A 12,293-nucleotide genomic window follows, 5' to 3' on the forward strand; every position below is an offset into this window, starting at 1 on the left:
CGCCCGGGACTTCGGCCCGCTGCCCGAGCACTCGGTCCGCGTCCTCGCCGACCGGCTGGCCACCGCCCTGGAGTCGGTGCACGCGGCGGGGCTGATCCACCGCGACCTCAAGCCGTCGAACGTGCTGGTGACGGTGGACGGGCCCCGGGTGATCGACTTCGGGATCGCCCGGGCCATGGACAGCCTCGCCGGGGACAGCCTGCACACCCGCACGGGGATGCTGATCGGCTCCCCCGGTTTCATGTCCCCCGAGCAGGTACGCGGTCTCGACCTCACTCCGGCCAGCGACGTGTTCTGCCTGGGCGCGGTGCTCGTGTACGCGGCGACCGGCCGCCTCCTGTTCGGCGCGGCCGAGACCGGCCTGAACGCCCACCTCTTCCGCGTCGCCGAGGAGGAGGCGGACCTGACCGGCGTGCCGCCGTCCCTCGCCGGTCTCGTACGCGACTGCCTGCACAAGGACCCCGCCCGGCGCCCCACGCCCGCCGAGGTCTCCGCCCGGACGGCCACCGGCCCGAACGGCGCCACCGGATCGGACGGCGAATGGCTCCCGGGCACGATCCTGGCCCAACTAGGACGGCATGCGGCACAGTTGCTGGACTTCTCCCCGGAGACCCGGGGCGCCGCGTCCCCGCAGCCGTCCCCTGACCCGCGTGTCCCGGCCCAGCCCCGGCACCCCGCGCAGCCTCTGTCCCCCTCCCAGCCGGTGCCCCCTTCGCCCGCGTACACCCCGACCACACCGGCGGACCGGCAGCCCTCGCCACGGGTCGGCTCCTCGGCGGACGTGTCGCCCGGCACCCCGCCCCCCGGACGGTGGCGCGGGCTGGGTGTCGCGGTGGCGGCGCAGCTGCTGGTCATGATGGGCACGGCCTCCCTCACCACCGCGCTTCCCTACGCCTCCGTCGACCTGGGCGCGGCACCGCGTCTGTTCGCCTTCAGCACCGCGCTGGCCTTCGCCCTCGTGCTGCTGTTCGGCGGGTACCTCACCGACCGGCTGGGGCGCAAACGGGTGCTGGCCCTCGGCCTGACCGGTTCCGCGGTGTCCTTCGCGCTCGGCGGGCTCGCCGTCTCCACCAGCGCGATCATCTGGTCCACCGCCCTGGTGGGCGCGTGCGCCGCGCTGGTCTCCACGGCCGCGCTGGCCCTGGTGTCCGCCGACTTCACCGAACCCCAGGAGCGCGGGAGGGCCTTCGGGCTCTACGCCGCGGCGGCGGGCGGCGGCACCGCTTTCGGCGCCTTCACCGAGGGGTGGCTGCTCCAGGCCGCGAGCTGGCGCATCGGCATGTACGCCATCGGCCTGCTCTCCGTGGTCCTCGCGATCGTCACGGCCGCGGTGGTGCGCGACCGTCCGGCCGACGCACCCGTCCGCGCCGACGTGCCGGGGCTGCTCCTCGGCACCGCCGGGCTCCTCATCGCGGTCAGCGGCTTCGGCTTCGCCGGAGAGATGGGCTGGACCACCCCGTGGGCCACGGTGATCGGGCTCCTCGGCGTCCTCCTTCTCCTGGCCTTCGGGAGGCGGCAGCTCCGCACGGACCACCCGCTCGTACCGGCGCACGCCCTCAAGGAACCGGACCGGCTCTGTGCCGGACTGGCCCTGCTGGCGCTCGGCACGCCACTGCCCCAGCTCTGGTCGTACCCCTTGGGGGACCTGCTGCTGATGGCTCTCACGGCCCTGCTCACCGCCACGCAGGTCTCGGCCCGCTTCCACCACCGGATGGACCCCCGCGCCCTCATCGTGCCGGGGCTGGTGACGTGGGCGCTCTGCACGGCACTGCTCACGTCGGGCGTCGTCGCGCCCTTGTCGGTCCTTCCGCCCATGGGCATCGCCCTCGGTCTGGCCCTGGCGCCGCTCTACGCCACCGCGACCGGCCGGATCGCCCCGCGCCACGCGGGAGGCACCTCGGCCCTGGTCCTCGCCGCACCCCTGATCGGCGGCCGCTTCGCCCCGGGCTTTCCCGGCGAGGTCGTGACCGGGTACGTGACGGTCGGTCTCACCCTGCTCGCGGGTGTCCTGCTCATCAAGGCGAGGCCGGCGCGGACGTAGTCCACCCGACCGGCCGGACGGCCGATGAGTTCTGCCGCGGCCCGCAGTCGTACCCGTAGAAGAATGCTGCTGCACCACGCACACCACCTGTCACGGGAGACTCCGACATGCGCACCCTGATCAGCACCGCCTTCATCTCCCTCGACGGTGTCGTGGAGGCCCCCGGCGGCGAGCCCGGCTACCGGAACGCCGGGTGGACCTTCAAGGACATCGCCTTCGTACCGGAGGCCTTCGAGATCAAGGGCCGCGAGCAGCAGGAGGCCACCGCGATGCTCCTGGGCCGGACCAGCTACGAGGCGTTCAGCCAGGTCTGGCCGGACATGGCGGAGTTCGCCGACTACAAGCCGATGCCGAAGTACGTCGTCTCCACCACCCTCACCGAGAACGACCTGGTCCGGAACTGGGGCGAGACCACGATCCTGCGCTCGCTCGACGAGGTCGCCGCGCTGAAGCAGACCGAGGGCGGCCCGATCATCATGCACGGCAGCGCCTCCCTCAACCGCGCCCTCTCCGACGCCGGCCTCATCGACCGCTACCACCTGCTGGTCTTCCCGCTCCTGCTCGGCGCGGGCAAGCGCCTGTTCAGCACCACGGACAAGGACGCCCAGAACCTGAAGCTCGTCGAGCACGAGGCCTACTCCAACGGCCTCCAGAAGAACGTCTTCGATGTCGTCCGCTGACGCCAACTCTCCTGCCCTGCATCAACCTTGACGTTGATCCCGACGTCTGTCGTGATGAATGCGCCCCTGTGCGCTCGGAGTGGCACAGGGCCCACGGCAGACAACTGCGGACCACGGGAAGGTGAGACACACCATGGAACAGACCCAGCCGAGCCCCGAGCACACGGCACGGGGAGAGAAGAGCACCACCGAGACGCTCTACGAGGCCATGTGGGGCCTCCCCATCCCCTTCGCCGTCCTTTCGGTCCTGCTGTACGTCAAGGCGGACAACGACGACTGGTCCTTCGGCAGGGAAGCGGCGTGGTGGCTCGGCCTGGGTGGCTGGGTTCCGCTCGTCCTGATGGGCGTATGGGCGGTCGTCGGGCGGAGGAAGCCGAAGCGGTCGACCGCCGTCGCCTCTGCCGTACTGCTGGTGGCCGCCTGTGCGCTCCAGTTCGCGCTCAACGGGCCGGCGGCCCCCTGGCACTGACCGGCCCCCAGGGCGGTCGTATCCGGCTGCGAGGTCCGAAGATTCCACCGTCCGCACTACCGGACAGAGGTAGCACTTTCAGGCTTTGCACAAAAGTCGGACGCCCGAAGATTCAATAGAACAAGCGATCCCTTTATCGCGAGGATGCATGCAGCGGCAATCGAGACAAGCCGCTGAATCGCTTTCTCGCAGAGATTTGGGGGATCTTTCCATGAATCGCAAAATCCGCATAACAGCCGCATCGGTGGTCGCCGCAGTCACTCTCGGCCTCGCAGCACCGGCAGCCAATGCCGCGTCCCACCGGACATCCGAGCCCGTCGCGACCGTGCGGACCATCCAGCTCGTCCAGACCGACAGCACCGCTCAGGCTCGAACACTGGTCGCCACGCTGAGGTCCGAAGGCATCAACGCCACCACGGTGGGCCAGGGTTCTACCGTCACGGTCCAGGGCGACCTCTCCACCAAGGGGATCTCCACCCTGGTACTGAAGGCCTGGAAGCTCCTCAAGGGAGTTCCCGGCGCCGTCAAGTGGTCGGCGAAGGTCGCCAAGAAGGCCTACTCGATGGGCAAGGCCAAGGGCGTCGCATACCTCAAGAAGCAGGTCTCCGAGCTCTCTTCCTGGAGCCCCACGAAGTGGGTATGGAAGACCATCATCGGCTTCTCCAACGTCAGCACCCTCTGGGAGATCATCAAGTACATCATCAATCACGCGTAATGCACTGAGGAGATCGACCGTCCCCTGCTGTTCACAGCAGGGGACGGTGTCCGTTCCGAGGAGAAAACGCGTGGCACACAAAAGAGGGTGAAAATGATCAAGAATCCAGAAATCACGGAGACCGAGCCGGAAAAGCCACCCCCGTACATCTATGCGCTTCCTGCTCTGATGCTCAGCGGAGGCCTGGCAGGAATTTGGGTCTCCAGCGCCTGGTGGGCCGTACTGCTCTCCGGTGCCATCATCCTCGCCGGATTGAACGCCTCCATCAATCTCGCACACGCAGAAGTGAAGGCACACAGGGCCGACCTCACCCGGAGTACGCTTCGACCGGTCCTGCTTTTCATCTATGCCGCCGCCGTCACCATCGCCGCGGTCTTTTCTTTCATCGCCTGACCTGGAATGGAACGCCGCGAGGCACCCCGGGCACTTGACACAGCCTTCGCACGCCAGATCGTCACCGGCCAACCGGGGTGCCCCGAGCGCGATGCGGGCCGAATGCAGTACACCCGGCCCGCACCATTCGACCGAATACGGCGGGGCGCCTCGGGACGCCTCCTATCTGCGGGAACCAGAAGGATTCACTCTGGCTCCACGCTTCTTATCGAACCGCAGAGGGAACACCGTGCTGGAGAATCACACGATGATGCGCGAAGGAGAAAATGGCTACCTCTGTCCGGGATCTGACCGCAATCTTCTTCATGATGCTGGTCAGATGAGCCTTCACGGTCCGTTCGGCTATACCTAACGCACGACCGATTTCGCGATTCGACGCGGCGCGCGAGAGCAAGAGCAGCACGTCCACTTCACGAGGCGTGAGGTCAGCGACGGCATCGAGATCACCTTGCACAGCCGGTTGCACATGCCGATCGGACTCCACATCACCCAACCCATCGTACGCATCCCCTGCACCATGAGAGATTTCCTGAAACATACTGAACCTTCCCCATCGATATGCGTTCCCGCATCTTTGAAGACTCTTCACCTTTGAGGAACTTCACTCCTCGAGCCACACTCCGGGACGTCTGGAGAATTACCCGGACCGCAAACCGAAAAGGGGCCTTCGCGGTCCACTCGGATTCAATATCGACGACCCACCGGCCCGCCGAAAGTTCGGACGTTACGCGTGCGACCGTCGATTCCGCGCTCCACCGACGCCGGAGTCCGCAGCCCCTCAGCCACCCGGCCCACCCCTCCCAGCAACGTTGCGAAGCACCACGAAAAGGCGTGCCCATCAACGGCACATGGAGCTTGCTGTTGCAACTTGAGCAAAGATACAAGCAAAGCCTCCACCCATCAAGCATGTTGCGAGAACTGCATGAATTAACCGACAAATGCATGTGAAAGCCATGCAAGCGCCGCGCCTCGAAGAGCAAAACGTGTAGCAGCGAATGCAAACAGACACTTGACGGCGGACGGCGCCGACCGGCCTCGGTCCGCACGGGACCACCGTCGAGCGCTCCACGTATCCGCCTGTCCGGCGGAGTGGTCGCACCGAACCGACCGTAAGGATCGGCGAACGTGACGACATCTGGCACGAACAACCGCCTCGGGTGCCCCGAGGGCACCCGCGCGCCACCGTCCGGCCCGGACAAGGAACCTGGCCCGGCCAAGCCGTAGTCAAGCTCGCCTCACGCCGGGCCGGTGCCCTCGATACCTCACGACGCCTGCTGACGTACCGCTTCCGCCACTGGAACGCGCCGGGGTCACGCTCCAGATCACCCCGCAGACCAGGGGTCGCGCCGACCCCACCATGACGGTCTCTCAAGCACATGTGGAGGAAGGAGGAAGCCCGGACGAGTGGCTCGTGGCCGCGGGCGAGCCGGCAGTTCCGGCCGAAGTAGCGCCTGCCTCTTGGCGCCTCCCGTTGGGTCCGGGCCGGAGCTCTCAGCGCCACAGCAGCCAGGGAGAAGCGGTCAGTCGCGGGCGGCCCGGTGGTGGGCCACCAAGTCGGCGAAAATCCAGCGTGCGGTCGCGCGGAGACCGGAATAATGCAGGGCCGCCCACACTCCGCCGAACACAGTCGGCTCCAGCAGTGGGCGCAGCGAGCCACCGGCAATCCGGACTGGGCCGGACGGATGAGAGGCGGCACACCGCGCCGCGGCATCACGCCGCACGTCCGGCCGACTCCCACACGAAACAGCAACCATGACGCCCGCCCGACGCCCGCAGCGCTGGACCCCAGCGGTCGGGGTGGAGGTGAGTCCGTCCGCTCCGCCTCGGTTCCGGCAAGCTCGACGCGACGGACGGGTGCGCGGCACTCCGGGATGATCACGATGGTTGACACCTGCGGACGAGTGGGATCCCACCGCTGAATCCGCCCGCGAGCCGCGGTCAGACCGCAGTAGTGAGTACACCGCAGCCGCAGAACCCGACAGCTCGGATGCTCACCGAACCGCCGCGAACCAGCCATACGACCTTGGGAGACCTCGGACGCGCACCCTGATCAGCACCGCCTTCATCTCGCTCGACGGTGTCGTGGAGGCCCCCGGCGGCGAGCCCGGCTACCGGAACGCCGGATGGAGGACATCGCCTTCGTACCGGAGGCCTTCGAGATCAAGGGCCGCGAACAGCAGGAGGCCACCGCGATGCTCCTGGGCCGGACCAGCTACGAGGCGTTCAGCCAGGTCTGGCCGGACATGGCGGAGTTCGCCGACTACAAGCCGATGCCGAAGTACGTCGTCTCCACCACCCTCACCGAGAACGACCTGGTCCGGAACCGGGGCGAGACCACGATCCTGCGGGCGGTGCTCAGACGCGCGCCGGTGCCGGAGCGGGCAGGTAGGGGGCGATGTTGCGCCAGGCGCGCTCTGTGTACTCCTGCTTCTCGCCGACCGGGGCGACATAGTGCAGTGCGCCGTCGGCGGCCTCCTTGCCCCTGAGGCGGGCGATGATCCAGGCGGCGAGGTAGTGCGAGGCCAGGCAGCCGCCGGCGGTGGCGATGTTGCCCTCGGCGTAGAAGGGCTGGTCGAGCACCTCCACGCCGGCGGAGACGACCCAGGGCCTGGTGGTCAGGTCGGTGCAGGCGGGGACGGTGTCGAGCAGGCCGAGCCTGGCCAGCACGAGCGCGCCGGAGCACTGCGCCGCGATGAGCTGGCGCGAGGGGTCCAGGCCCCGCAGGACGTTCATGATCGCCGGGTCCTCGACGACCTCGCGGGTGGCGATGCCACTGCCGACGATCACGGCGTCGGCGGCGCACGCCTCCTCAAGGGTGGACATCTGCTCGATGACCACCCCGTTCATCGATGTCACCTTGCGGGTGGGGGTGGCGATGGTGACGCGCCAGTCGTCGGTCCTGACGCGGTTGAGCACGCCGAGCGCGATCAGGGAGTCGAGCTCGTTGTAGCCCTCGAAGGTGAGAATGGCGATGTGCACGGCGGCTGTCCTTCCGGGTGGGCGGGACACGACGGTAGGAAGCCGCGGGCAGGACAGTCAAAGAATTGTCATGGATACAATCCGGCGCATGGCAGCCTCGCGGTACAAAGCACTGGTCGACGCGTTCGCCGCCGACATCCGGACCGGGCGGCTCGCCGCGGGCACAAGGCTGCCGACACACCGGGGGCTCGCCGCCCGTGAGGGCATCGCCGTGGTGACCGCGACCCGGGTGTACGCCGAGCTGGCGGCGATGGGCCTGGTGAGCAGGGAACAGGGCCGCGGCACGTTCGTACGTGACATCGCGGTGCCCGCCGGCCACGGCATCGATCAGCAGGCCGTCGCCACCGACGCGGTCGACCTCAGCTTCAACTGTCCGTCGCTGCCCGGTCAGGCCGATCTCCTCCGGCAGGCCCTGCGCGAGGTGGCCACCTCCGGCGATCTCGACTCGCTGCTGCGCTACCAGCCCCATCGCGGGCGCCCCCAGGACAGGGCCTCGGTCGCACGGCACCTGACACGTCGGGGAATCAGCACCAACGCGGACCGGATCCTGATCACCAACGGTGCGCAGCAGGGCCTCGCCGTCACCGTCATGGCCCTGCTCGGTGCGGGTGACGTCGTCGCGGTCGACGCACTCACCTACCCGGGCTTCAAGGTGCTCGCGCACGCCTTCCGTCTCGACCTGGAGCCCGTACCCACGACCGCCGACGGGCCGGATCTCGACGCCCTCGAGAGGCTGTGCGCGACCCGGCCCGTACGCGCGATCCACACCATGCCCACCCTGCACAACCCTCTCGGCTGGGTCATGTCGGCGGCCGACCGGACCCGCCTGGCCGGGATCGCCCGCCGGCACGGCGCGCTCATCGTCGAGGACGCCTCCTACGCCTACCTGGTCGAGGACCCGCCACCGCCGCTGGCCGCGATCGCGCCGGACATCACCATCCATGTCTCGGGACTGTCCAAGAGCGTCGCCACCGGCCTGCGGGTCGGCTTCGTCGTCGCCCCGCCGTCCGTGGTGCCGTCGCTCGAACGCGCGATCCGGGCGACCACCTGGAACACCCCGGCCCTCACCACCGCGATCGCCTGCCGCTGGCTCGACGACGGCACGGTGGACGATCTGGAGACGCGGAAACGGGACGACGCCAAGGCCCGCCAGGCACTCGCCCGGCAGGAGCTGGCCGGGCTCCCGCTCGTCGGCCACCCCTCGTCCTACTTCACCTGGCTGCCGCTGCCCGACGACGCACGCGCCGACCGCCTGACCGCGACCCTGGCCCGTCAGCACATCTCGGTGTCCACCGCCGAACCGTTCACCACCACCGCGCACACCCCGCAGGCGATCCGCCTCGCCCTGGGCTCGACCGACCTGGACAGCCTCCGCACGACACTGCGTACGGTACGACGGGTCGCCGCCGAGGACGCCCACGCCTGAACGCCCCTCGCCGACCGGCCGGAGAACGCGGTCGCGGGCCGCCAGGTGACGGACCGCCAGGACGGCGAGAATCCGCCGGGGCGACTCCGCCCCCGCACCCCCGTATCAGCCGACGCAGGGCACTCCCGGCACATGCCCTAACGGGGCAGCATCACCCACGACTTGGTCCCGCAATGCGGGAGTTCCGCCTCCCCGGAACCCCACTCCCCGCCCCAGTCGTCCACCACGGCCGCCAGCAGCCAGAGCGCCCGGCGCCGCCGCGCCTCGCAGAGCGCGGCCACATGGGGCCGGTCGTGCCGCGCGTGCTGATCCCAGACCAGGAAGCGCACCCCGTCCTCCCGCTGCCGCAGCGACACATAGAGCTCCCGTCCCGGGCTGATCCGGGCACCGACGGCCACCATCTCGTGCACCACGTGCGTCGCGGGCCACACGTACCGCCCGAGCCCATGCGCCTCCAGGGCGGCGGCCACCACGGTGCGCCCAACAAACGGGCTGCGGAAGTCACCCGGCAGCGTGAAGCTCAGCCTGAAGCCGCGCCCGGAGACCTCCTCCGGGACCGGGACGGGCCGAAGGTACGGAACCGGCGTACCGGCCTCCGCGGCAACCGGGCAGAGCGGGGCGGGCGAAGCTGTGCGCATGACTGACTCCCTTGTACGGGTGGCAAGTTGACGTATCTCTTCTTCGCGTGGGCGCGCACGAATGGCTCACGACGATGCGGCAGCGGCGGACGAGTGGTGGCCTTGTCTCCCCGGCACGGAACCGCCCCTCCCGGGGCGGGAGGCTGCGGGCAGGACCGCGCGATGCACTTCCGACTCGACGACCTTGTGTGAGCGGTGCGTGACCTAACGTAGCGCAGCTCCGGCACATGTGCCTGAACTTTGGAGGCAATTGCCCCCATCTTGTTGGACTGGACACCCCCGCAAACGGCAGACTGTTCCGACCGTCCGCAGGAGAGAGGGCCCATGCCGAGCAGTTCCACTCCCACCGAGCGCCAGAAGCGACTCGGCGCCGAGTTGCGTAAGATGCGCGCCTCCGCCGAGGCCACAACGGCCTACGCGGCCGGGCTGTTGGGGGTCGACCGGACGAAGGTCTCCAACATGGAAAGTGGCGTCCGGCCCATCACGTCCGCCCGGGTACGCACCCTGGCCTGCAACTACACCTGTGCCGACGCGGATTACGTCGACGCGCTCGTGGAGATGGCCGAGCAGCGCGAGCGCGGCTGGTGGGAACAGTACCGGGGCAGACTTCCGTCAGGACTCCTGGACATTGCCGAGCTCGAATGGCACGCGACGCGGATCCGCACGGCGCAGACCGTCCATCTCCCAGGCCTGCTGCATACCGACGGATACGCCCGCGCGGTGTTCGGTGCCGTACTGCCCGAGCTGTCCCGCCTGGAGATCGAGCTGAGAGTCGCGCACCGCATGGAACGGCAGCAGGTACTCGAGCGCGAGAGTCCCACCCACTACGTGGGGTACGTGCACGAGGCCGCCCTGCGCATGCAGTTCGGCGGCCGGGACGTCACGCGCGAGCAGTTGCTTCACCTGTGCGAGATGTCGGAGCGCGAGCACATCGACGTACGGGTGATCCCGGTGAATCGCGGCGCGTTTCCCGGAGCCGGGCACGCGCTCCTCTACGCCCACGGAATCGTGCCGCAACTCGACACCGTGCAACTCGACTCGGCCCATGGCCCCGAGTTCATGCACGCCGAAGCACAGCTCACCAAATACCGCGCGCACCTGGACTGGATGGCAGAGGCATCGCTCTCCTCCTCCGATTCCAGAGACTTCGTGCGCGCGATCTCCCATCAACTCTAAGGATGTTCAGCATGCCCGAGATCAATTGGGAAGAGCCGTACTGCGGCGAGGGAAACAACTGCTTCCGCGTCGGCACCGACGCCGACGGCAACGCATTCATCGCGGTCCGAGGGGCGGAGGACCACTACCTCACCGACACCCGCGAAGCACTCCGCCAGATGATCCTCGACATCAAGGCCGGCAAGGCCGACCACCTCCTGTAGACGGAACACCGCGGAGGGCCCCGGGGGCAGTCGGCCCCGTCAGTGCTGGAGCAGCCAGAGCACGCGGTCGTAGGCGGCCAGGTGATAGAGCACCAGGACGGCGAGGAACCAGTGGGCGGCCCGGCGCATGCCGGAGTGGCGCAGGGCCGCCCACGCCCCGCCGAACACAGCCAGCTCCAGCAGCAGGCGCAGCGGGCCGGGGGTGTCGAAGGTCGTTTCGCCCGAGCGGGCCGCGTCGCCCGCCGTGGCGAAGTCGCCCCACGCGAACGCCACGGCCACGGGTATCGCGATCACCGCGAGGTACCGCAGCCGACCGGGCGCCCTGCGCCAGCCCCACAGCCCGAAGCACACCAGTGCGCAGACCTCGAGCAGGAAGCGCAGCCCCAGGAAGGCCGGGTTGTAGGCCAGGGCCAGGGTCAGGTTCATCGTGCTCACGGTCCGTCCCCTCGTGGTCTTCGGTGCGCCGGCCGTTCCTGTGGAGCCGCGGGCATCGGCCGTAGCGGTGGCGGAGAACGCCGCCCGTCCCCCGACTCCGCCGTCAGCCCGTGAACGCGGCCGCCCCCACCCGCCACGCCTCGTCCAGATCGGCACCGCCCGGGAACCGCCCGTCCAGCTCCAGCGCCACCATCCCGTGCGCGAAGGCCCACGCCGCGCGTCCCGCGTGCTCGTCCAGCCCGAGTTCGCGGAAGAGCGGCGCGGCGGCCCGGTCCTCCAGGCCCGGCGGGAGCGACTCACGGGGCAGTGGCTTCTGCGTGGCCAGGCGGTACAGGCCGGGGTGGTCGAGGGCGTAACGGCGGTACGCCTCGAAGAGCGCCCGCAGCGAACCGGGCGCCGCCGCTTCCGCCGCCTCCAGCACGGCGGCGAGCTCGGCGAGCATCAGCGCCATGAGCTGTACTTCCACCGCTGCCTTGTCCGGGAAGTGCTTGTAGAGGGAGGGGGCCTTGATCCCGACGCTGTCCGCGATGCGGCGCATCGTCAGCGCCTCCGCCCCCTCGCTCTCCAGCAGGTCGCGGGCGGCGCCGACGATCTGCCGGGCGCGGGGGCCGAGTTGTCCGGTGGCCGGGTCAGTCACGCTGGAGTCCTTCCTTCGTCCGCAGACCGTAGCCGAGGGCGCGGTCCAGCGAGATATGGGCCGCCCAGCCGCACAGGCCGGCGAAGAGCGGCGCCCAGGAGAGCGAGGCGACGGTGTACACCACCATCAGCGCGACCGGGACGAGGGCGCGGTGGGCGGCGTTGTAGTACGGCACCGCGCGGGCGGGCAGCTGACCGGGCCGGGTGGTGTGCGCGTCGCGTACGGCGACGAGGAACGTCAGGTCCGGGGCGATGAGGAACACGACGGCGAAGAGACCCGCGAGTACGCCGTGGTTGACCGCCTCCAGCACCGCGAACGCGCCCCAGAAGACGGCACTCGCCGCCCATGCCAGGCGAACGGCATACCTGACGCCCTTGTGGGCCGCGGGGCGGGTACCGGCATCCATGACCGCCATCTCGTCCTCCTCGATCGCTTGGCTAACAGCGTTCACCAAACATACGGCTAACACTGTTAGCCGTCAAGGGCCGGAAAACGCGACGA

14 protein-coding genes and 1 pseudogene are annotated in these 12,293 nt (G+C 69.1%); 9 read left to right on the forward strand and 6 right to left on the reverse strand.

The features are described from left to right. The 5 genes from ACFCV8_RS03150 to ACFCV8_RS03170 form a co-directional block, all read left to right on the forward strand. Positions 1-2,041 (forward strand): MFS transporter (locus tag ACFCV8_RS03150; RefSeq protein ID WP_376683515.1); only part of this gene is annotated, 2,041 nt, incomplete at its 5' end. Between the two features lie 107 nt (positions 2,042-2,148). Continuing rightward, complete coding sequence (locus ACFCV8_RS03155) at positions 2,149-2,721, forward strand: dihydrofolate reductase family protein (protein WP_376683516.1); 573 nt, start codon at positions 2,149-2,151, stop codon at positions 2,719-2,721. 133 nt (positions 2,722-2,854) lie between these two features. Next, entirely contained in the window at positions 2,855-3,190 is a 336-nt protein-coding gene (locus tag ACFCV8_RS03160; RefSeq protein WP_376683517.1) for a hypothetical protein, read from the forward strand. Between the two features lie 325 nt (positions 3,191-3,515). Beyond that, a complete protein-coding gene (locus ACFCV8_RS03165; protein ID WP_376683518.1) occupies positions 3,516-3,905 on the forward strand; it encodes a hypothetical protein in 390 nt (129 codons plus the stop codon). A 93-nt stretch (positions 3,906-3,998) separates the two neighbouring features. Next, positions 3,999-4,298 carry a hypothetical protein gene (locus tag ACFCV8_RS03170; protein ID WP_376683519.1) on the forward strand — a complete coding sequence of 100 codons (300 nt, stop codon included), beginning with the start codon at positions 3,999-4,001 and terminating at the stop codon, positions 4,296-4,298. Positions 4,299-4,503: 205 nt separating this feature from the next. Here the strand turns inward: ACFCV8_RS03170 and ACFCV8_RS03175 are convergent, their stop codons facing one another. Continuing rightward, positions 4,504-4,836, reverse strand: coding sequence for a helix-turn-helix transcriptional regulator (locus ACFCV8_RS03175; protein ID WP_376683520.1), 333 nt, complete (start codon positions 4,834-4,836; stop codon positions 4,504-4,506). Between the two features lie 1,508 nt (positions 4,837-6,344). Between ACFCV8_RS03175 and ACFCV8_RS03180 the strand changes: the two are divergent. Continuing rightward, positions 6,345-6,685: pseudogene (locus ACFCV8_RS03180) on the forward strand (dihydrofolate reductase family protein); the annotation flags it as partial. Here the strand turns inward: ACFCV8_RS03180 and ACFCV8_RS03185 are convergent. Then, a complete protein-coding gene (locus ACFCV8_RS03185; protein WP_376683521.1) occupies positions 6,654-7,277 on the reverse strand; it encodes a DJ-1/PfpI family protein in 624 nt (207 codons plus the stop codon). The pseudogene ACFCV8_RS03180 and the gene ACFCV8_RS03185 overlap by 32 nt on opposite strands. An 88-nt stretch (positions 7,278-7,365) precedes the next feature. On the opposite strand from ACFCV8_RS03185, the gene ACFCV8_RS03190 reads away from it, so the two are divergent. Further along, positions 7,366-8,703, forward strand: a complete 1,338-nt coding sequence (locus ACFCV8_RS03190; protein WP_376683522.1) for a PLP-dependent aminotransferase family protein — start codon at positions 7,366-7,368, stop codon at positions 8,701-8,703. Positions 8,704-8,840: 137 nt separating this feature from the next. Here ACFCV8_RS03190 and ACFCV8_RS03195 read toward each other — a convergent pair whose 3' ends face one another. After that, entirely contained in the window at positions 8,841-9,341 is a 501-nt protein-coding gene (locus ACFCV8_RS03195) for an ATP-binding protein (protein WP_376683523.1), read from the reverse strand. 324 nt (positions 9,342-9,665) lie between these two features. Between ACFCV8_RS03195 and ACFCV8_RS03200 the strand changes: the two genes are divergently transcribed. Both ACFCV8_RS03200 and ACFCV8_RS03205 read left to right on the forward strand, forming a co-directional pair. Beyond that, positions 9,666-10,517, forward strand: a complete 852-nt coding sequence (locus ACFCV8_RS03200; protein ID WP_376683524.1) for a helix-turn-helix domain-containing protein — start codon at positions 9,666-9,668, stop codon at positions 10,515-10,517. Between the two features lie 11 nt (positions 10,518-10,528). After that, complete coding sequence (locus ACFCV8_RS03205) at positions 10,529-10,720, forward strand: hypothetical protein (protein ID WP_376683525.1); 192 nt, start codon at positions 10,529-10,531, stop codon at positions 10,718-10,720. A gap of 39 nt (positions 10,721-10,759) precedes the next feature. On the opposite strand, the gene ACFCV8_RS03210 is transcribed toward ACFCV8_RS03205, so the two are convergent. The 3 genes from ACFCV8_RS03210 to ACFCV8_RS03220 form a co-directional block, all read right to left on the reverse strand. After that, entirely contained in the window at positions 10,760-11,146 is a 387-nt protein-coding gene (locus ACFCV8_RS03210) for a YrdB family protein (protein WP_376683592.1), read from the reverse strand. A gap of 112 nt (positions 11,147-11,258) precedes the next feature. Beyond that, positions 11,259-11,792, reverse strand: a complete 534-nt coding sequence (locus ACFCV8_RS03215; RefSeq protein WP_376683526.1) for a TetR/AcrR family transcriptional regulator — start codon at positions 11,790-11,792, stop codon at positions 11,259-11,261. After that, complete coding sequence (locus ACFCV8_RS03220; protein ID WP_376683527.1) at positions 11,785-12,207, reverse strand: DUF4260 family protein; 423 nt, start codon at positions 12,205-12,207, stop codon at positions 11,785-11,787. Before ACFCV8_RS03220 ends, ACFCV8_RS03215 begins: the two co-directional genes overlap by 8 nt. Positions 12,208-12,293: the final 86 nt, after the last annotated feature.

The organism is Streptomyces sp. NPDC056347, from assembly GCF_042262625.1.
Classification (GTDB): domain Bacteria; phylum Actinomycetota; class Actinomycetes; order Streptomycetales; family Streptomycetaceae; genus Streptomyces.

Coding starts and splice junctions, on each gene's coding strand:
- ACFCV8_RS03155 (WP_376683516.1), top strand. CDS start 2,149: ATGCGCACCCTGATCAGCACCGCCTTCATCTCCCTCGACGGTGTCGTG.
- ACFCV8_RS03160 (WP_376683517.1), top strand. CDS start 2,855: ATGGAACAGACCCAGCCGAGCCCCGAGCACACGGCACGGGGAGAGAAG.
- ACFCV8_RS03170 (WP_376683519.1), top strand. CDS start 3,999: ATGATCAAGAATCCAGAAATCACGGAGACCGAGCCGGAAAAGCCACCC.
- ACFCV8_RS03175 (WP_376683520.1), bottom strand. CDS start 4,836: ATGTTTCAGGAAATCTCTCATGGTGCAGGGGATGCGTACGATGGGTTG.
- ACFCV8_RS03190 (WP_376683522.1), top strand. CDS start 7,366: ATGGCAGCCTCGCGGTACAAAGCACTGGTCGACGCGTTCGCCGCCGAC.
- ACFCV8_RS03195 (WP_376683523.1), bottom strand. CDS start 9,341: ATGCGCACAGCTTCGCCCGCCCCGCTCTGCCCGGTTGCCGCGGAGGCC.
- ACFCV8_RS03200 (WP_376683524.1), top strand. CDS start 9,666: ATGCCGAGCAGTTCCACTCCCACCGAGCGCCAGAAGCGACTCGGCGCC.
- ACFCV8_RS03205 (WP_376683525.1), top strand. CDS start 10,529: ATGCCCGAGATCAATTGGGAAGAGCCGTACTGCGGCGAGGGAAACAAC.
- ACFCV8_RS03210 (WP_376683592.1), bottom strand. CDS start 11,146: ATGAACCTGACCCTGGCCCTGGCCTACAACCCGGCCTTCCTGGGGCTG.
- ACFCV8_RS03220 (WP_376683527.1), bottom strand. CDS start 12,207: ATGGCGGTCATGGATGCCGGTACCCGCCCCGCGGCCCACAAGGGCGTC.